This is a genomic window from Paenibacillus sp. FSL H8-0548 (genome assembly GCF_038630985.1).
Classification (GTDB): Bacteria; Bacillota; Bacilli; order Paenibacillales; family Paenibacillaceae; genus Pristimantibacillus.
The window spans coordinates 3,054,554-3,073,570 of sequence record NZ_CP152049.1 but is presented as its reverse complement, the minus strand read 5'-3'; the positions used below and the strand labels follow the sequence as shown (position 1 = coordinate 3,073,570).

The 19,017-nt window shown below is 45.0% G+C and carries 17 protein-coding genes and 1 tRNA gene; 11 read left to right on the top strand and 7 right to left on the bottom strand.

Annotation, left to right across the window (positions count from 1 at the left end):
* Positions 1-134: 134 nt before the first annotated feature.
* Positions 135-695, bottom strand: coding sequence for a histidine phosphatase family protein (locus MHI37_RS12660; RefSeq protein ID WP_076335752.1), 561 nt, complete (start codon positions 693-695; stop codon positions 135-137).
* 654 nt (positions 696-1,349) lie between these two features.
* Positions 1,350-3,962: an adenosylcobalamin-dependent ribonucleoside-diphosphate reductase gene (locus tag MHI37_RS12655; protein ID WP_076335753.1), complete on the bottom strand. Its 2,613-nt coding sequence runs from the start codon at positions 3,960-3,962 to the stop codon at positions 1,350-1,352.
* A gap of 279 nt (positions 3,963-4,241) precedes the next feature.
* On the opposite strand from MHI37_RS12655, the gene MHI37_RS12650 reads away from it, so the two are divergent.
* The 3 genes from MHI37_RS12650 (at position 4,242) to MHI37_RS12640 (ending at position 8,038) form a co-directional block, all read left to right on the top strand.
* The gene (locus tag MHI37_RS12650) at positions 4,242-6,065 is read left to right on the top strand and encodes an SNF2-related protein (protein WP_076335754.1); all 1,824 of its coding nucleotides are present in this window, start codon (positions 4,242-4,244) and stop codon (positions 6,063-6,065) included.
* Positions 6,062-7,021, top strand: a complete 960-nt coding sequence (locus tag MHI37_RS12645) for a YqhG family protein (protein ID WP_076335755.1) — start codon at positions 6,062-6,064, stop codon at positions 7,019-7,021. The genes MHI37_RS12650 and MHI37_RS12645 overlap by 4 nt, the downstream gene beginning before the upstream one ends.
* Positions 7,022-7,144: 123 nt before the next feature.
* Positions 7,145-8,038 (top strand): hypothetical protein, encoded by an 894-nt coding sequence (locus MHI37_RS12640; RefSeq protein WP_076335756.1) that lies wholly within the window; start codon positions 7,145-7,147, stop codon positions 8,036-8,038.
* On the opposite strand, the gene MHI37_RS12635 is transcribed toward MHI37_RS12640, so the two are convergent.
* Positions 8,035-8,223, bottom strand: coding sequence for a YqzE family protein (locus MHI37_RS12635; protein ID WP_076335757.1), 189 nt, complete (start codon positions 8,221-8,223; stop codon positions 8,035-8,037). The two genes, MHI37_RS12640 and MHI37_RS12635, sit on opposite strands and share 4 nt — an antisense overlap.
* A gap of 135 nt (positions 8,224-8,358) precedes the next feature.
* On the opposite strand from MHI37_RS12635, the gene MHI37_RS12630 reads away from it, so the two are divergent.
* Positions 8,359-9,060 (top strand): N-acetylmuramoyl-L-alanine amidase, encoded by a 702-nt coding sequence (locus MHI37_RS12630; protein ID WP_076335758.1) that lies wholly within the window; start codon positions 8,359-8,361, stop codon positions 9,058-9,060.
* On the opposite strand, the gene MHI37_RS12625 is transcribed toward MHI37_RS12630, so the two are convergent.
* Positions 9,025-9,807, bottom strand: coding sequence for a divergent polysaccharide deacetylase family protein (locus MHI37_RS12625; RefSeq protein ID WP_076335849.1), 783 nt, complete (start codon positions 9,805-9,807; stop codon positions 9,025-9,027). The two genes, MHI37_RS12630 and MHI37_RS12625, sit on opposite strands and share 36 nt — an antisense overlap.
* Before the next feature lie 514 nt (positions 9,808-10,321).
* Here MHI37_RS12625 and MHI37_RS12620 point away from each other — a divergent pair.
* From MHI37_RS12620 to MHI37_RS12610, 3 genes are all read left to right on the top strand, one after another.
* On the top strand, positions 10,322-11,614 hold the full coding sequence (locus tag MHI37_RS12620; RefSeq protein WP_076335850.1) for a maltose ABC transporter substrate-binding protein: 1,293 nt from the start codon (positions 10,322-10,324) through the stop codon (positions 11,612-11,614).
* A 100-nt stretch (positions 11,615-11,714) separates the two neighbouring features.
* Positions 11,715-13,022, top strand: a complete 1,308-nt coding sequence (locus tag MHI37_RS12615; protein WP_076335759.1) for a sugar ABC transporter permease — start codon at positions 11,715-11,717, stop codon at positions 13,020-13,022.
* The gene (locus MHI37_RS12610) at positions 13,019-13,852 is read left to right on the top strand and encodes a sugar ABC transporter permease (RefSeq protein WP_076335760.1); all 834 of its coding nucleotides are present in this window, start codon (positions 13,019-13,021) and stop codon (positions 13,850-13,852) included. Before MHI37_RS12615 ends, MHI37_RS12610 begins: the two co-directional genes overlap by 4 nt.
* 46 nt (positions 13,853-13,898) lie before the next feature.
* Here MHI37_RS12610 and MHI37_RS12605 read toward each other — a convergent pair whose 3' ends face one another.
* Both MHI37_RS12605 and MHI37_RS12600 read right to left on the bottom strand, forming a co-directional pair.
* The gene (locus MHI37_RS12605) at positions 13,899-14,324 is read right to left on the bottom strand and encodes an Rrf2 family transcriptional regulator (RefSeq protein WP_076335761.1); all 426 of its coding nucleotides are present in this window, start codon (positions 14,322-14,324) and stop codon (positions 13,899-13,901) included.
* A 93-nt stretch (positions 14,325-14,417) separates the two neighbouring features.
* The gene (locus MHI37_RS12600) at positions 14,418-15,011 is read right to left on the bottom strand and encodes a xanthine phosphoribosyltransferase (RefSeq protein WP_076335762.1); all 594 of its coding nucleotides are present in this window, start codon (positions 15,009-15,011) and stop codon (positions 14,418-14,420) included.
* Between the two features lie 82 nt (positions 15,012-15,093).
* On the opposite strand from MHI37_RS12600, the gene MHI37_RS12595 reads away from it, so the two are divergent.
* A tRNA-Leu gene (locus tag MHI37_RS12595) sits at positions 15,094-15,177 on the top strand.
* A gap of 488 nt (positions 15,178-15,665) precedes the next feature.
* On the opposite strand, the gene thpR is transcribed toward MHI37_RS12595, so the two are convergent.
* A complete protein-coding gene (gene thpR, locus MHI37_RS12590) occupies positions 15,666-16,235 on the bottom strand; it encodes an RNA 2',3'-cyclic phosphodiesterase (protein ID WP_076335763.1) in 570 nt (189 codons plus the stop codon).
* Positions 16,236-16,970: 735 nt separating this feature from the next.
* Between thpR and MHI37_RS12585 the strand changes: the two genes are divergently transcribed.
* From MHI37_RS12585 to MHI37_RS12575, 3 genes are read left to right on the top strand one after another with little or no spacing between them, the layout of a single operon-like run.
* Entirely contained in the window at positions 16,971-17,339 is a 369-nt protein-coding gene (locus MHI37_RS12585; RefSeq protein ID WP_076335764.1) for a GntR family transcriptional regulator, read from the top strand.
* Positions 17,339-18,232 (top strand): ABC transporter ATP-binding protein, encoded by an 894-nt coding sequence (locus MHI37_RS12580; protein ID WP_076335765.1) that lies wholly within the window; start codon positions 17,339-17,341, stop codon positions 18,230-18,232. The genes MHI37_RS12585 and MHI37_RS12580 overlap by 1 nt, the downstream gene beginning before the upstream one ends.
* Complete coding sequence (locus MHI37_RS12575) at positions 18,232-18,912, top strand: hypothetical protein (RefSeq protein WP_076335766.1); 681 nt, start codon at positions 18,232-18,234, stop codon at positions 18,910-18,912. The genes MHI37_RS12580 and MHI37_RS12575 overlap by 1 nt, the downstream gene beginning before the upstream one ends.
* The last annotated feature ends 105 nt before the right edge of the window (positions 18,913-19,017 follow it).

Sequence of the window (19,017 nt, the reverse complement as noted above, 5' to 3'; positions counted from 1 at the left end):
TACCCTTATAATAGAAATTTCAGAGTGTTATTGCAACGAAAATCTCGCCAATGTTTCTTGAGGATACTGCCCGGCTGCAACTGCTCCATTTTGTGTTTAACTAATTTATCCCGTCAACTTAATGAGTTTTTTTCTTAATCCCTTCCCCATAACCTAATAACCTCTTTCAATTCAGTTCCATCGAATGACAATTTATATATGTCTGGCATATCAAGTTGCTTCCAAAAATTAAAATCGTATTTTTTATCAAAATAATTCATAATTAAAACCATAATATTTCCATGTGTTCCTATAACAATGTTCTTAGTACTGAACCTCTCCAAGACCTGTAAAGTTACTCTTACCCCTCGCTTTTGGGCATTTTCATTCGATTCTCCACCTTCAAACGAAAAATTATAATCTTCCCACACTCGTTTAATGGCATAGTTAAAATCGTCTACTGGTCTTTCAGACAGGACTCTTTCTTTAAAATCCTCTTCAATCACAATTTCTTCACCTATGTATTTAGCAATGCCTTCGACTGTTTGAAATGCTCGTTTGTACGGACTGGAGATTACATGATCAATATTCGCTTTTTGTAATATTTCATTTACTTTTTTAGCATCACTAAAGCCGCGTTCCGATAACGGTCTTGTTAATTCTTCTGGGGTATATATGGAATGAGCATGCCGTACAAAATATAAATTTGTTCCCAAAAGTTTCCCTCCAAAAAGATTAGATACCTTATTTTATCATTTTTCATCTAACTAAACCGCCCGTTAGCATAACAAGCCCCACGCATAGTAAAGTACGGAGCTTATTTGTGCCAACGTAACTGTTTTCTCTTTGTTCATGCACCCAGCAATAATGAAACATCACAGGTTTAAGAATTGCAGTTGTAAGCTTGATGGAATCTTAGAGTGGAAGTATAACTATGATGAGGTTCAAAATATTTAAAACAAAAAATCGCTCTGGACATTTGTCAAATGTGATTTTCCGTTCCTGTCATTGAACTAAAGAATATGAGTAGTCTTTCCCACGTTAATTTAAATAAAAGAGGACTCAATTCTTTTCAAGTTAAAGAACTTCGGCGTCGGCTGTACAATATGGTTTGTGTGGCGAATTTAGCTGCAAGCAATATATCTTGGTGCGAGACATTTTTTTCGATAATAATTTCGGGAATTTTCTCCTTCAAACCATAGAAAAGTAAAAAAACACGGCAACGAAATGTCTGTTGCCGTGTTTTTTAAGTTTCTTGTTCAAGTGCTCAGTTGACAGCATGAATCTACATCAAAACTCCCATTAGTCACTTATCTGAAATACTTTGTCGCGTCACAAAACAACCCATGATAACAATAGGAAATGGATTATCAATTACATTTGCTATAGCCGCAGTTACTACACTGCTTGCAGCCCTCAATATTGATCAATGCGGCTGAGCCGCAGGAAGGGCATAAATCTAGCGAGCCGGCGCTTACCTTTTTATTTTGCGAATAGGAGGATTGGTTAGTTTCCGCTGCTGTAGCATGCTCAGCTAACGAATCGATCACAATTCCCTGATCCATTGCGCTGGCAAGATGCAGCTCCAGCGATTTCGCCACCGCATCAGCAATTGATTCCACGCGATTTACCCCGAAGCCAATCGCACCGGAGCCGCCAATCCCCTTCAAGTGCTTGATAAGCAGCTTAACCTTATTGCCGTGATCGCCATAGCGCAGGAACAATGAACATACCCGTCCTAACGCTTCAGCCATGGCAAATACATCCGAGCCTGCCTTGCCGACATTCAAGAAGATTTCACCTGGCGTACCATTTAGATCATTGATCGTAATATAGGCCATGCCAAATGGTGTATTTACTTTATAGGTTGCTCCACGAAGCACCTGTGGCCTGCTTTTATATTGTTTGTCCAGTCCCTGCTCTGCTTGCACCAGAGCAGCAGGTACAGCGGCCTCGACCAGATCAGCGTCAAAATGCTCATCGCTAACTATATCTTGTGAAGCTGATTGTTCTGGTTCCAAAGGCAATTCAGCCGCAGGCTCAGCCGATTCTTCCTTCTTCGTTGACAGCACCTGCACATCGCGGCTGCCGTCCCGGTAAATCGTTACGCCTTTGCAGCCAAGCTCGAATGCCAGCTCATAGAGCCGCCCTGTTTCTTCTACCGTGAAGTCTGCCGGACAATTTGCTGTTTTCGATATTGAGCTGTCTACCCAGCGCTGAATCGCCGCCTGTACACGAATATGATCCTCGGCTGATAAGCTCATCGAGGTTACAAAATATTCAGGCAGGTCCTCTCCCGGATGTGCCTCTTTCCACTGTGCAGCAATAGGAACATCCTGCTTATCAAAGCCAAGCCGGCTCTGACGGAAATATTCGAATGCAAAGTAAGGCTCGATCCCTGTCGAGGTTCCGACCATCGTACCTGTACTTCCGGTTGGCGCCTGTGTCAGGACCGTCACATTTCGCATGCCTTGCGCAGCAACAGCCTCCCCAATCTCAGGGAATTCCGCAATGATATGCTTCATAAAGCCGCTTTGCACATATTTTTCAGCATCAAAGGCTTGGAAAGAGCCCTTCTCCGCAGCAATTTCAGTCGATGCCAAATAAGATTCACGTGCAATAAATCCATACAATTTATCTAAAAATACTAATGAGTCCGCGCTGCCATAGGTTACGCCAAGCTTGATCATAAGCTCTGCTAAACCCATAGTTCCGAGTCCGATACGGCGCTCCAGCTTCTGATTGCGTTCATTTTCTTCAAAATGATAAGGAGTCTTGTCAATAACATTATCAAGAAACCTTACTGACCAACGCGTTACCTTCGCAAGCTCTTCCCAATCGACATCATTATTTTTTTCATCATAAAACTTCGATAAATTAACAGCTGATAAATTACATACCCCCCATGCAGGCAAACCTTGCTCACCGCACGGATTTGTGCTAATAATTGGATTGAAATACCAGCTGTTTGACATTTGATTGTAATGCTCCATAAAGACGACGCCAGGCTCAGCAGATTTCCATGCGGAATCAATAATAGCCTGCCAGATTTCCCGAGCACGAACCGTCTTGTAATGGATGACCCGCTTGCCTAGCTGCTTCCACTCCGCCAAATCACCGTTCCATAGCTCGTCGTAGCCCTCTTCCTTCGTATCAGGGAATACGAGCTCCCAATCCGCATCTTCCTTGACTGCCTTCATGAAAGCGTTGCTTACGCATACAGACAAATTAGCATTTGTCACTTGGCCCATGGTCTGCTTAACGGTTATAAATTCAAGCACATCGGGATGCCAATCGTTGAGCATGAGCATCAATGCACCTCTACGGCTTCCACCTTGCTCGATCAGTCCTGTCGTATAGCTAAACAATCCTCCCCAAGATACCGCACCGCTGGAAGAACCGTTTACCCCTGCAACAATCGCACGCTTCGGCCGCAGCGATGACAGGTTCATCCCAACGCCGCCGCCGCGCGCCATAATCTCCGTCATTTCCGTGAGCGTAATCATAATGCCGCCGCGGCTATCCTTTGGCGATGGTACTACATAGCAGTTAAACAAGGTCAGCTCTTCACTTGCACCTGCACCAGCAGCAATTCGTCCACCCGGGACGAGCTTCCAATCGTCCAAAATATATCTGAATTTTTCCTGCCATTCCTTCTGCTTCAGGGGCTCGGATTCCACAGAAGCCATCGCGCTTGCCAGGCGATCCCACATTTCTTCAGGTGTTTTCTCAATCGTCAGAGTAAGCTTATCCACACTGGACTCAAACAGCTCGCCGTTTCTAAGCTTTACCGAAACTTTGCTGCCTTCACGAGAAACAACCTCCCCTACCTCTTTTACAGGAAACTTGGGATCATCTTTCGTCAGGACGAGCACGACATCACCGACAACGGTATTACTCGTATCTGCATTTTTCCAAGCATAGCGATCCAAAAATATTTTTTCACTCAATCCCTCTAGCTTACTCCCGACTAGCTTTTCCAATAGTGCCACCTCTTCCTGAAAATAACCAAGCTACAATACTATGTACAAAATCTCGGTTGTCATTAGCACAATATATTGTGTTGTTAAATCATTATACTATACCACATATTGATATTCACATTCGTTTTCAGCTGTAATTCGCGATCGTCATCGCTTACATGACCACTCTCATGCATTTGCTTGTCCTACCTCTTTTTTATTCAGCTTCTTATTAATATTGAATGAAAAGGCAATACTGTTTATAACTTATCCCTTTTGCTACGGAAGGAGCTGCACATAATGACATTCCCTACATCGCCGCAAGCTGCGTCAGCCGAGAACAGTGCTGCCATCGCCACACGAAAACTTCATCCACTCGTCGACCTTCAATGTGACCGCTCTTGGTTTGATGAGCTGCAAGGCCGAATGACCAAAGGCGGACCTTGGGATGACTGGACGTTATTCCAGCTTGCCTTGGAGGCTGAGCATGCCAAAAAGATTGAAAGCTTTGAGCAATTGCTATGTCTGCGATCACTGCCTTCCTTCGAGCCTATGGCACATCAAATCAGCACCGCGCGCAAGGTCGTGCATGAAATGGGAGGTCGAGCTATTTTAGCTGATGAAGTAGGACTCGGCAAAACAATTGAAGCCGGTCTTGTGCTCAAGGAATATATGGTTCGCGGACTCGTCAAGCGGGTTTTAATTCTCGTACCTGCCTCTCTCGTGCTGCAATGGGTCAGAGAGCTTAATCAAAAGTTTGGCATATCTGCTGTTGCTCAGAAGAAGGCGCATACTTGGGGCTACGATGTCGTCGTTGCCTCTATCGACACAGCCAAGCGTGAGCCGCATCGCGAGCTGGTGCTTGAAACCGACTATGATTTAATCATTATTGATGAAGCCCATAAGCTGAAAAACAAGAAAACGACAAACTACCAGTTTGCTAATTTACTTCGCAAAAAATATTGTTTGCTGCTCACTGCTACTCCTATTCAAAACGATATGGATGAGCTTTTTAATTTAATAACGCTGCTTAAGCCAGGTCAGCTTGGCGGTCAAAGCGATTTTGCTGCTAATTTTGTCGTCGACAAGCGGATGCCCAAAAACGAAGACCAGCTGCAGGAAGCGCTGTCCGGCATCATGATTCGGAATCGTAGAGGTGACGGCGGCATTCATTTCACGAAACGTTTTGTTAAAAACATTCCGCTTACGCTGTCTGAGGAAGAAAAAGCGCTGTACGACGCCGTTACCAGCTTCGTCAAGGAGCGTTATGAGGAAAGCGGCGGTGACCTCTCCAGTATGCTCTCTCTTGTCACGCTTCAGCGCGAGGTATGCAGCAGCCGCGATGCTGTATTTTTGACTCTCGTTAATTTGTTCAAGAAAACGTCAGAGGACTCGCCTATGCGTCCTAAAATATGGGAGCTTGTAGAAAAAATAAAAAATATTAAAGCAAATACGAAAGCAGAAAAAGCGATGGAGCTCGTCAAAGAAATGAATGACAAGGTCATCATTTTCACAGAGTACCGAGCCACACAAGAATATTTGCTGCAGTTTTTCCGTGCACAGGATATGATTGCCGTTCCCTATCGAGGCGGAATGAACCGCGGCAAAAAAGACTGGATGATGGATTTATTCCGCGGCCGCGCTCAAATATTAATTGCTACGGAAGCTGGCGGGGAAGGCATAAACCTGCAGTTTTGCCACCATATGATCAATTTCGATCTGCCATGGAACCCAATGAGAGTGGAGCAGCGAATTGGACGTGTGCATCGACTTGGGCAGAAGGAGGATGTTAAAATATACAACCTTTGCACAATCGGTACGATTGAGGAGCATATCGTCAATTTGTTGCATGAAAAAATCAATTTATTCGAGCTCGTAATCGGAGAGCTGGATCATATTCTGGAGCGATTTGAGAAGGGTGACGGCTCCATTGAACAAAGGCTTGCAAAAATGCTGCTCGAATCTGGAAACGACACCGATCTGAAGCAAAAGATTAATCATTTGGGCTCTTCGCTTAGCCGCATCCGCGAAGAGGTGCTCACTGGAGACCATCCGCTGCCGACAGGCCCGGATTTGCTTGTCAATTTAGATACGCTTGGACAAACCGTGGAGGTGCAGCCTTGAACGAGAAGCAGGTGCACAAATTTGTAAGCCGCTATTTAGAGGCAACAGAATGTTCAATTTTAGAAAAATCGCCCTCTCATTTCACGGTAAAGTTGTCTCCCCTTGCTGATCGCGAGCTGACGAATCGCCCCTATTATTGGAGCTTCGTGGACCGCATTGGCGGTGAGCCCGAGACGATGACCTACCTATTCGTTACGGACAAAAACAAGTATGACGCGGCAGAGGAATTGAAAAAAAATGAAGTCAGCCTAGAGGAAGCAGACCCAGCAATCGCAGCGCAGGATGCCGCGGCAAACGCAGCGCTAGGACGCTCATTGGGGTTCGTGCATGGAAGCCTGGCTGCTCCCGCACGCGTGCCTCGCGAGGATCTTTTTTTTGGCGCCCGCAAGCTGGATCAGCTGTTCGATGCGGCAAAGGCGAAAGGCAGCTTCGTTCAAATGTTCCAAGAGACGGAGAAACGCAGCGCTAATCCTTTTTCGTCTACTCCTTATACCACATGGCTTGGCGTCAATATGCGGGTGGAATTCGCATGCGACCGCAAGCGAGAAGAAATTCATTGCTATGGCATTTCACTGGCAACGGGGCAATGTGTCGAGCATTTTTACGATCGGCTGCTGGAGCGCAAGCTCACACCTCGTCTGCCAGCCAATATTCACATCACCAAAAACGGAATCTCCTTTAACAAGGCGCTTGCCATCGTTGAGCAAGCACTGGAGCGCAAGCTTCGCAGCTATGATTACAGCTGGGCGGAGAGTGCTTCCTCAAGACTTGAGGAAGAGCTTGAGCGAATTAGAGGCTATTATGAGCCACTAATCAAGAATGGACTTGAAGAAAATAAACCAGCCATCGAGGAACAATTTACTCAGCGCCAATCCGAGATACGTTGGCAATACGAGCCACGTGTGACTGCGTCCGCCATTAACTGCGGCCTCTTCCATCTCGAAGGCATCGAATGACAGCATTTAGACGTTATCCGCACCAATACGTCAAAAAAAAGCGGCCGCAAGGCCGCTCTCACACGACATGTTGTAACAGTCTTCTTGAAGCATGTCCCTTACAATAGCAATGAGGTGATAAATATGTCAAAAAAATTCATTAGGTTTACAGCAGCATGCGTGTTAACTGCTGTCGTATTGTATGCTGGCGGAATACAGCCCCATTCTGCTGCCGCCGTTGCGATTTCCACCTCTGTCTACGAGCCGCTTCAGGAGCAAGCGCAGCGCTGGGTGGACGAGCTTGCCGTACAGCCGGCTTTTGCCAAATGGAAACAATCAACGCTCGATATTTCTCCCATTGGTCCAGGTACTCATAGCTGGCTGGTGCTCGTTAAACACAGCAGCACTACGGTCGGTTACCTCATCGTTCATGCCGTTGAAGCCGGCGGTTATCAGCTAGGCGAATATGGTTCCGGAACCCGCCCCCTATTCGATAATCACACGCTCTCACGCTCGCTCAAGCAGCTTGAGCTAACAGAACCAGCTGCTGGTATAGAAGCACTGTATGTCCACCCGCTGCTCGCTGCTTGGAAAGTGAACGCAGATCATCATGAATTTTATACAGATGCCGCCAGCGGCGAAGCGCTGCCTGCAGAGGCTAACGATTGGCTTGCAGCTTCCACCATCAAAATACCTAAAGCCGAACAGCTTTACACAGCTGGGAAAAGCAGTCTCTTGAAGCAAGTCGTTCTGCCCTCATTCAATCCTTATGATAAGCTGCCTTGGCTGACCGAGCAGCCGCTTCCATTGCGCTCAGACTCCTATAGCTCCTTATTCACGAAAATAAACAGCAAAGAACAGCTCCGCTATGCAGCAGAGCTGTTTGATGGTCAGATGCTTTATGTGTGGTCTGTTGTCGGCTATAACAAATGGAGCAGCGGTCATATTTATGTCGCTTTAGAAGCGGAAGAGGACAGCACCATTCGCCGCTATATTCCAGTTCTGCTCTTGCTTGAGCTTGGCAGCTTCTACCGCTAACGCTCTGATCTGCCTCTCCACCATAGGATGACGCTGACCGGTCCCCAGCCGAACCAACGTGTCAGCCAAGGCTCTCTTAGCGCTTTGGCTGACGATCTGGTCTGCTTTCGTTCTGCTCTTGGCGTATCCAGATAGGTTACTAATTGCTCCGTCATATATTTTACATATTCATCGCTATTCGCCATATCTCCCACCCCTTAAATTCTTTTCTTATGATGTTTTCAGTTTGCCCAGCAGTATCCGTAAGTAAACATGCATGAGTTTTCCTCCAAATAGCCACGATAACCTTATGACAAAAGCAAGCTGGAGGTATCGTCAACATGTTTCGTAGAATGACATTAGTCTTATTTGCCTGTTTGATCGCTTCTTGTATCAGCTCGTCCAGTGCTGCTGCTTGGCCTATGCTGCCCGTAGGCACCGATCAGGACTGGGCGCTTCCATCCACCGTTGTCATTATTGACGTTGGACATGGCGGCGTAGATGGCGGAGCCACTTCATCCGATATTCTCGAGAAAGACATTAATTTGGCGATTGCCCGAAAGCTCTATACGATTTTGCGCAGTCACAACATTCCCGCCGTACTTAATCGAACAGGAGATTATGCGTTAAGTGAAGACAATCGCTGGCATATGACGCGTTCCAGACATCGCAAGGATTTATCGCATCGACGCCAGCTTACGGAGGAAATTGAAAGTGAGCTCCTGATTAGCCTGCATGTCAATTGGTCCAAGAAGCCAACGAAAAAAGGACCGCTTGTTCTGCATCAAACGAATGGAGAAAGCTCACTTCTCGCCTTTTGCATTCAGGATGCGCTTAACCGACAACAAAAAACGGCCTTCCTTCCACGTGAAGGAAAGACGTTTTATTTGCTCAAACGGGTAGAGCAGCCAGCTGTAATCGTTGAGATGGGCTTTATTAGCAGCGGCAGCGATCGCGCTATGCTGACAGATCCGCTGCGTCAAGAGGAGATTGCTGCGGCTATCGCTTCAGGAATTAGGCAATACAAGTGGATCATTCATTAATCCTCCATTAATCAGCGCTGTCAGCTTCACAAATTGCACGTTTTGCTGCATCACAGGGATAGACTGCTTGAGAACGGCGGCTGTCTTCAAACCGCCTGGTCCAACATGTCCTATGGTGATGCAGCTCACGTGTGCTTCCAAATGCTTGCGCAGCATGCCAATCTGCTTCGTAATATGCTCCACCGAATGGACATCGTCTAGAAAAACATCGTTGGAAACGATCGGAACACCAATCTCCGCTGCAATTTTTGGCACAACGGTTTTGTAGGAGGTCCGGCTATCGAGGAAAAACAAGCCCCGCTCCTTGCACACACTAAGCACGATTCGCATCATTCTCTCGTCTGATGTTACCTTCGAGCCCATATGGTTGTTCATACCAATCGCATGAGGCACATCGTTGATAGCCTCCTCCACACGCTTCCTAACCTCAGCATCATTCAAATCTGTCGTCAATGCTCCTGGACCTAGCCACTTTTTCATTCCTTTATTAGGCTCCATCGGCATATGCACAATGACATCATGGCCTAAGCGGTAGGCCTCCTCTGCATCCTGCTTCGTTGTTGGCAGAAAAGGCATGATAGCTACCGTTATTTTTACAGGAAGCTTCAGCATTTCTGCTGTTCCGCTCATTCCATTGCCAAAATCATCAATAACAATGGAAATCGTTCGGTTCACTTGCGGCTCTGCCGAGACCTCATTAGAGACACTAAAGCTTCCAATAGCTAAAATAAAACCAGTAATAACCATAATAAAGCTCGCTTTCTTACAGGCTTTGATCCTCACGCTATTTCTGTTTGCTCCAGATTTTCTCTCTAAACATTCATTCCTGCTCTTCATTGCTGCACTTCCCTCACCTTTTACTATCATTGTTTGTGAAGAGACTGGAAAATATGCTAACGAAATAGAATAACATTGGAAACCATCAGAACAAAAATTACAAAATAAGAGAAATAGACATCTTTATCCATAAAATCGGAGTAAACGGACGATTTGTTCTAATATTCGGATGATTTTGATCGATAATGGTATTTGCAAGCGCTTTTAAGCCACTATATAATGAAGGCGTATCATACAACATGCGTGGAATTCAAACCACAATATAAAGGCGATGTTACCTGTAAAGGTACAACCTCGAGCACATTATGTGTAACCGGGGTTGTGCCTTTTTTTGTTTTCCATCGCTTCTGGAGGTGAGATCTTCTAATCGTTCCTTGCTCAGATTGGCATGAATGCATTTAATAAATTCAAAAGGGGTGCAACAATGTTGCAAAGTAAAAAATGGGTCACTACGCTTATCTGTTCCTTCCTTGTGCTTGCGCTTGCCGCCTGCAACGCAGGCAAATCGAATGTGAATGAAAATGCAGGAAAAAATCAAGGCACTGACCTGGCAGCAGTAGAGAACGACGAGGAGCTAAAGCCAGAAGCGGGTGCAAAACTCGTCATTTGGGAGGCGCAAGAGCAGCAGGATTATATGCAAAAGGTTGGAAAAGCGTTTGAGGAAAAATATGGCGTTCCCGTAACTGTAGAAGTAGTAGCAGGTGGAGATCAAGGAGCCCGTTTAACGACCGATGGCCCTTCCAAGACAGCAGCCGATGTTCTAACCCTTCCTCATGATCAGATCGGTTTAGCCATTAAAGCGGGATTGCTTCTGCCTAACGATGTTTTTGAAGAGGAAACGAAAGCTGACAACCTAGAAACGGCGATCATTGCCTCGTCCTTCGATAACGTTCTGTACGGCTATCCGAAATCAGTAGAAACGTATGCGATGTTCTATAACAAAGATATTTTCCCCGAACCTCCTACAACCTGGGAAGAAATCGTAGCTTTTGCCGATACGTTTAACGATCCTGATAAAAATAAATACGCCATCATGTGGGAGTTCGTCGGCTATTATACATATCCCTTCATCGGCAGCTATGGCGGCTATATGTTTGGCGACAACAATACGAACGCCTCCGATATCGGACTGAACAAGGGCGATACCGTTAAAGGATTCGAATATATGCGCACACTCAAAAAAATACTGCCAATGAATGCCGGCGACATCACGTACGATGTCAAAACACAGCTATTCAAGGAAGGCAAGCTTGCGCTCAATATAGACGGACCATGGTCGGTCGCTGCATTTAAAGACAGTATGAATCTAGGCGTGGCGCCGCTGCCGAAATTTCCTAACGGCAATGATTCTATTTCCTTCTCTGGCGTAAAATCCTACTATGTCAACTCTTATAGCGCTTATCCCGTGGCTGCCCGATTGTTTGCCAACTTCGCAAGCAGCAAGGAAAATCAACTGCTCAACTATGAGCTGACCGGTGCGATTCCAACTAACAAGCAAGCAGGCGAGGATCCTCTCATCAAAAATGATCCCATCACAAGCGGGTTCTTCCAACAGTTCAGCAATTCCGTACCTATGTCGTCCGTTCCCGGCGTCGATCTCGTATGGGAGGCCTTGAAAGCAACCTTCGTGGCGCTTTGGGATAATCCAAGCCTCGATATTAAAACTACGCTCGACAACATGGTCAAAACGATTGAAGACGGTCTAAAAGCAAGATAATCGCTGACGAGCCACTGGCAGCGAACAATAATGGACTTCACCCTCCCATCAGCGGCCCGGGTGAAGTCCCTATCTTTTGAAGAGGAGAGGTTATAACCTCATGAGCAGCAAAAGCAAAGCCGCAATCCTGTCCATCCTATTCATGGGTCTTGGTCAACTATACAACCGGCAATGGCTAAAGGGCTTGCTGTTTTTGGCGGCAGGCATGCTTGGCATCTATTTTTTTATATTTGAGCTCTACGATTATATCCATGGCCTCATAACGCTTGGCGATACGCCGAGCGGCTTTGTGAAGGTAGGCAAAATGACGAAGCTTGTTGAAGGCGACCACTCGATCTTTATGATGATTAAAGGCTTGGTCGCTCTGCTCGCTGCACTGCTTATGGCCGCTTACTACATTCTCAATATTCGAGACGCTCATATCGTAAGTGCAGAAAGAGCGCGGGGCAAGCGCCCCAATTCATTCAAACAATCGTTGGTTATGCTTGAACAGAAGCATTTTGCCTACCTCGTACTTTTGCCGCCTTTTATTGCTATCGTTTTTTTGAGCATATTGCCATTAATTTTCTCAATTCTTATCGCTTTTACCAATTACGCTGATCCCATCTTGCCTCCCGCCAATCTTGTGGACTGGGTAGCCTTTGACAATTTTTCGAAAATGATAAACATCAAGGCCTGGAGCACAACTTTCACCGGCGTCCTGCAATGGACGATCGTATGGGCAATTTTGGCTACCGTAACGACTTATATCGGTGGTGTGCTCGTTGCCATCCTCATTCATCAGCCAGCCATTCGCTTCAAAAAATTTTGGCGCACAGCGCTAATCATTCCTTTTGCCATACCGAATATGGTGTCACTGCTTGTCATGCGCAATATGTTCAACAACCAGTTTGGTCCAGTCAACAGCTATTTGAAATTCTTTGGCTTAAAAGGAATTCCATGGCTGACCGATCCCTTCTGGGCCAAGGTCACCGTTATTCTCGTCAACATGTGGATGGGTATCCCCATCACAATGATACTTGCCTTTGGTGTACTGAGTACCATTCCTCGTGATCTGTATGAAGCAGCGGATGCCGATGGTGCTGGCTCTATCCATAAGTTCCGGTACATTACGATGCCGATGGTATTATTTTCCACAGCACCACTTCTCATCATGCAATTTGCTGGCAACATCAACAATTTCAATGTCATTTATTTACTGACGAACGGAGAGCCTGTCAATATCAATTATCAATTCGCAGGACATACCGACCTGCTCGTAACATGGCTGTATAAGCTGGCACTCCTTCAGTCGCAATTCAGCTTTGCATCCGTGATCGGCATATTCATCTTCGTTATCGTAGCTACATTCTCGATCTGGAGCTACACACGGACAAGATCCTACAAAGAGGAGGACATGATCCAGTGAAAACTTCTTCGTCCAAATGGAAGCTGCGTGCAAGCTACTTCATTTTAAGCGTCCTGACCGTAATCAGCATTTTTCCTGCTTTGTGGATTATTCTGTCCTCACTCAAAACAGGGAACAGCCTTTATAGTGATACCTTCATACCACGTGAATTTACGTTTCAGCATTATGTCGATTTGTTCGAGAAAACGAAGTATCCGATATGGTTTTTAAATACGCTCAAGGTCGCATTATTTTCTACGCTTATCGGAACCTTTCTGCTTCTGTTCGCATCCTATGCGATTTCAAGATTTCGTTTTGTCGGTCGGAAGACAACACTTAAAATGTTTCTAGTGCTGCAAATGTTTCCAGGCTTTATGGCCATGATTGCAATCTTCGTCCTACTGAATGCGATGAGCCTGCTCAATTCGCATTGGGCGCTCATTCTGGTGTACAGCACGGGAGCCATCATTACGAATGTCTTTGTTGCCAAGGGCTTTTTCGATACGATTCCAAAAAGCTTGGAGGATGCTGCCAGAATTGATGGCGCCAGTCATTTAAAGGTTTTTTTCAGCATCATTATACCGCTCTCGCGGCCGATGCTCACCTATGCCAGTCTGATGATTTTTAACGGAGCGTTCGTTGATTTTATTTTCGCGGATTTAATTCTAAGAACGGAAGAACAACGGACCTTAGCTGTCGGACTTTACAAAATGGTCAGCCAGCGCAACTCCACCGAATTTACGATGTTTGCATCAGGAGCTGTCCTTGTCGCCGTACCCGTAACCTTATTATTTCTGTTCCTGCAGCGTTTTTTGATCGAAGGACTAACGGCTGGAGCAACCAAAGGATAAAACGAAGAAAGAGGCCTTCATAGGCCTCTCTTAGCTTCACGCTGCTTCAGTTCATTTTATTAACAATATCCTGCGAAATTTGCTCAAGCGTAATATCTGCGAGCTTATTCTCCATCGCCTTCTGCGCTTCGCTAAAGGCTGATTCAAGCGATGATTGAATGTGACGGCCAACCGAGCAATCCGGATTAGGCTTCTCATGTATAGCGAATAACTCGTCTTGCCCTTGATTGTGAACGGCACTGTAAATGTCCAAAAGCGTAATTTCGCTTGCCTGCCTTGTCAGCGTGGCGCCCGCTACCCCGGCGTTCGTTGCGACAAGTCCCGCCTTATTCAGTAATCCCATAATTCTACGGATAACAACAGGGTTCGTGTTTACGCTGCCAGCGATCCAGTCTGAGGTTAACCGTTCTGTCTTATTCGTCTCCAATAACGTCAATATGTGAACCGCCACTGCAAATCGGTTGCTAGTCAACGTAATTACCTCCTGTCCAATTCAATAAATATATCAAGCTTTTCTAATCATGTAAGCATTATAGTTACATGCAGGCTGCATTGTCAATGCATTTCATACGTTCTGTGCGGCAGACTCTGTAACAAAGGATACTTTACCACCATCTAATGAAGCGATTCTTGCTAAGGAGTGTACGCGATAGCCCTGCTGCAAGAGCACTTCTCGTCCAGGCTGGAAGGCTTTCTCGATGACGATGCCAATTCCTGCAACCGTCGCACCGGCTTGTGCTACAATACGTCCTAAACCCAGAGCAGCATCGCCGTTGGCAAGAAAGTCATCAATAAGCAGCACGCGGTCCTCACCATTCAAAAACTTACGCGACACCGTTACCTCGCTTTCCTCCTGCTTAGTAAACGAGAAGATCTTCTCCGTAAAAAGATCATCCTTCAACGTCAAGGATTTACGTTTGCGTGCAAAAATTAACGGTACATTCAATAAAAGTGCAGTCATCACCGCTGGTGCGATTCCTGAGGACTCCAATGTAAGCACCTTCGTAACACCTTCAGCCTCAAATAGCTGGGCAAATGTCTGTCCAATGCTATGCATAAGCTGCGGATCAACCTGATGATTAAGGAAGGAATCGACCTTTAATACATGATCACCTAGGACAATCCCCTCGTCCAAGATTTTTTGCTCTAATGGCTTCACAGCAGACCCCTCCATTTTTTATAAATAATATTGACTATCCCATCCTATTCATGATAATATATTTTTTGTTGAAAGAAATTATGCGGCCGTGGCGGAATTGGCAGACGCGCTAGATTCAGGTTCTAGTGGTGTAACAGCCGTGGAGGTTCGAGTCCTCTCGGCCGCATCCTTATTGAAGAAATATGGCTTATCCACAGGGTCAATGATTTAGTGGTCACTTGGATAACACAATACACATATGAAGCACACTAACTATTTGTTCTCAAAAACAATTGGAGGTGTGTTTTTTCGTGTGATTATAAAGATTCTGCCTTGTCGTTTACACGGAGATCTCCTTCTGAATAAATCTTAATAAGATCTAGGCAGAATATGACTCATCTACGTGCTCGACCATCTAAGCGATGCGTCGTCTATCGTGGTTGTTGCAACTTCATACTTGCCGCTCCACTACTAGCATCCCAGGATACCTTGGCTCCAAACGCTTCTGAGATAAAACACATTCGTGTGTATCATATAAAAAAAACATATACTCCTTCATGCGTTTCATATAGCATTACTTTTTTTATTTTGTTGACTCGTTCTTCAAGAATTATATATGTCCTCATAGATTTCCCCCTTGGATCGTCAACACAAAACTGAACAATAATTATTATATTAAACAAATTTAAAAGATGCGATAGATTTGTACATTGGTTTTTTTTGAAGATTGCTTTCATATAATTTCATTTCTTTAACTGACCAACTAATAACTGATTCTATAGCATCTGGAAAGTAATCCTCAATGGAAGTTTTCAACTGATCTTTCCCTTTATAGCGACGAGCTATGGTTAAATGAGGACTAAATACACGATTTTCCCTCGGGAAAAGTCCGTCCATACTATCATCTATTTTTCGATGTAATTCAGTAAGTGAATTCAAATCTCCTCCTACACTTGCCCAAAGAATATTTGGTGAAGTTTGTGAGCCAAAAGTTCCCCACCCTTTCCCTCTTAACTCAAATGGATCAGTAACTTCAGCAACGTTGTTTAATAACTTTTCTATCTGCTGTATTTTAGATACCGAGGTATCACCTAAAAATTTCAAAGTAATATGATAATCCTCTGGATGCGTCCATTTCTGAAAATGAAGGTTTGACTTGAGCAGTGTTGATTTTTCAATCAATTGCTCTCTCCATTTTTCATCGATAGGAATAGCAATGAACAACCGTAATGTTTCAGAACTCATTGATTATAAACCCCTTTTAAGTAGTTTCGATTATAGTCTCACCTAGAAATGATAAGATTAATCTTCCCACACATCATCCACCTTAACATCCTGTGAGACATCATTCCACGCTCTTTATCCTAAATTATTCACAACCTATACCATCACCGTCACGATCCAACTTGGCACTTTAATCAGGATCACCTTTGCGAATTGGAGCCTTTCCAGCCTAGACTGTACTTCGTACAGTAGAAACCTCACATGAGAGCGGTTTCTGCTGGCTACATTGTAATTTTGCAGGAGATTTAGCTCCAAGCCAACGAATATCGCCCTTGAATAGACATTCTATTGCACAAACTACAGTGTACGTATTGAGTCAGGCAAGTAACGTCAATTACGTTGTACAAACTGCAGCGTAGCCTCGTCCCTTAGCGCTATTCCCTAAGCTAACTAACCCAATTATATAAGTTGAACCAAGGAAATCGGCGGTATCCTTGACTGATTTTCCCTTCAGATAGAGATACATCGCTTGATAACGTTCATACCTGCCTCTTCGTGTTATTTGCTTTCTTATTCGACAAGCAGGTCGTTATTTCCTTACCATTGTAGATCGCTTCCAAGTTTTATTTTTACAAATCAAAAAAAGACCAATCCATCTCTGGGTCAGCCCATTTCTCAAAATATTATTGACAATAGCACTTTTTGGTTATATGGTTAGTTACATAAGTAGTTAACCAGTTTGGTGGTGATGTGAAGATGGCTTTTTTGATGGACGACAGCCGACCTATCTTTGTTCAAATTGCAGAACGAATTGAAGATGACATTATTGAGGGCGTAATGCCCGAGGAATCGCAGGTTCTTTCGACGAACCAATTTGCCGCCTTTTACAAGATAAATCCAGCAACTGCGGCCAAAGGTGTAAATAAGCTTGTTGATGAAGGTATTTTGTATAAAAAGCGGGGGATTGGCATGTTTGTAGCTGAAGGTGCTCGAACGAAAGTAATCGAGAAGCGCAAGGAGCAATTTTTTGAAGAGTTTGTCGTAACGATGGTCCGGGAAGCGAAGAAGCTGGGGATCTCAGCGGAACAGTTAACGGATATGATCAAGAGAGGGGATAATGCGTAATGGGTAAAGTAGTGGAATTGAAGCAGCTGATGAAGTCCTATGGAAATATAAAGGCAGTCAATAATGTCAGCTTCTCCATGGATGAAGCGAAAATCTACGGGCTGCTCGGCAGAAATGGCGCAGGAAAGACGACGATCATGCACATGATCACCGCTCAGCTGTTCGCTACAAGCGGGGAGCTTAAAGTATTTGGAGAATCCCCTTACGAGAATAACCGTGTACTCAGTCAAATTTGTTTTATTAAAGAAAGCCAGAAATATCCTGATATCTATCGTATTATTGACGTGCTAAACATTGCTGCTTCTTTTCACCCTAACTGGGATCACGACTATGCCCTCTCGCTCGCAGAGGAGTTTCGACTGCCGTTGAAACGGAAAATGAAGAAGCTTTCCAGAGGCATGCTCTCATCTGTCGGCATTATTGTCGGTCTTGCGAGCCGAGCACCGCTCACCATATTCGATGAGCCTTACCTAGGTCTAGATGCTGTCGCCCGCAGCTTGTTTTATGATCGACTCCTTGAGGATTATTCGTTGCATCCGCGTACGGTCATTCTGTCTACACATCTAATTGATGAAGTAAGTAGACTGCTTGAGCATGTCATCGTCATCGATAATGGATCTTTGATCATTGACGAGGAAGCTGAGGCGCTTCGCGGCCGAGCTTTTACTTTAGCAGGACCCAAGGCCTCCGTCGAATCCTTCACGGCAGGCAAGGAGGTCATCCATCACGAACCATTTGGCAGCTTGTTATCTGCAACCGTTATGGGCCATTGGGATGCTAGCGAGCACTCACAAGCAGAAGCACTAGGGCTTGAGCTTGCACCTGTATCCCTTCAGCAATTAATTATTTATCTGACAAATGGGAAAATGCAAAGAAAGGCGGTTGACGTCTGATGAATAAAATCGCAAGCGTTATAAAAATGCACCGAACGGATAAATGGACGTGGCTGTTGATCCCTTGGATGATTATGCTTTCGAGCTTTACTGTCAATTTTACGATCAGCTTTTTCGTTGATGAGCCGATGATAACCGGCGGTCTTTCCTCCATCTTCATTTATGTGTTTATAACAGGAATCATCATACTCGCTCAAACATTTCCATTCGCGCTAGGCATGAGTGTAAGCAGAACGGATTACTTTTGGGGTACCTCCGTCATGATTCTATTGTCAAGTATTGTTTCTGCCGCTCTACTGCTGCTTCTTAGACTTATCGAAACCTGGACAAACGCTTGGGGGAGTGACCTGCATTTCTTTAAACTGCCGTATCTCAGCGACGGCCCTTTACTTATTCAATTCTTCGTGCAGCTTATTCTTTTGTTGTTCATGTATTATTTTGGATTTTTGATTGCTTCTACTTACAGGCGTACAGGGCGAATTGGCCTGTTTCTCATTGCTGGCATTCTGCTGGTGCTGTTTACCGTTCTATCATTTATGGCCAACTATTTGAACTGGTATCCTGCTATCTTCGATTGGATGGTCAATCAATCCGCACTAGACTACGCCCTGTGGATGCTTCCACTAGTCCTCCTATTCTCAGCGTCATCCTATCTTCTGCTGCGCAGGGCGACGATATAGTTCTTGGCTAGATTTAGGCGTTAGCGATTAAGCAAAAATAATGTCTAAACTCATTTGCGGCAAAAGCCAGCGGCAGCCTCGGACGCGAACTCAACGTCTGACTCT

Excerpts from the sequence above, each read along its gene's own strand:
- MHI37_RS12630 (WP_076335758.1), top strand. The coding sequence starts at position 8,359 with ATGTTTCGTAGAATGACATTAGTCTTATTTGCCTGTTTGATCGCTTCT.
- MHI37_RS12615 (WP_076335759.1), top strand. The coding sequence starts at position 11,715 with ATGAGCAGCAAAAGCAAAGCCGCAATCCTGTCCATCCTATTCATGGGT.
- MHI37_RS12585 (WP_076335764.1), top strand. The coding sequence starts at position 16,971 with ATGGCTTTTTTGATGGACGACAGCCGACCTATCTTTGTTCAAATTGCA.
- MHI37_RS12620 (WP_076335850.1), top strand. The coding sequence starts at position 10,322 with ATGTTGCAAAGTAAAAAATGGGTCACTACGCTTATCTGTTCCTTCCTT.
- MHI37_RS12625 (WP_076335849.1), bottom strand. The coding sequence starts at position 9,807 with ATGGTTATTACTGGTTTTATTTTAGCTATTGGAAGCTTTAGTGTCTCT.
- thpR (WP_076335763.1), bottom strand. The coding sequence starts at position 16,235 with ATGAGTTCTGAAACATTACGGTTGTTCATTGCTATTCCTATCGATGAA.
- MHI37_RS12580 (WP_076335765.1), top strand. The coding sequence starts at position 17,339 with ATGGGTAAAGTAGTGGAATTGAAGCAGCTGATGAAGTCCTATGGAAAT.
- MHI37_RS12635 (WP_076335757.1), bottom strand. The coding sequence starts at position 8,223 with ATGGCGAATAGCGATGAATATGTAAAATATATGACGGAGCAATTAGTA.
- MHI37_RS12640 (WP_076335756.1), top strand. The coding sequence starts at position 7,145 with ATGTCAAAAAAATTCATTAGGTTTACAGCAGCATGCGTGTTAACTGCT.
- MHI37_RS12650 (WP_076335754.1), top strand. The coding sequence starts at position 4,242 with ATGACATTCCCTACATCGCCGCAAGCTGCGTCAGCCGAGAACAGTGCT.
- MHI37_RS12575 (WP_076335766.1), top strand. The coding sequence starts at position 18,232 with ATGAATAAAATCGCAAGCGTTATAAAAATGCACCGAACGGATAAATGG.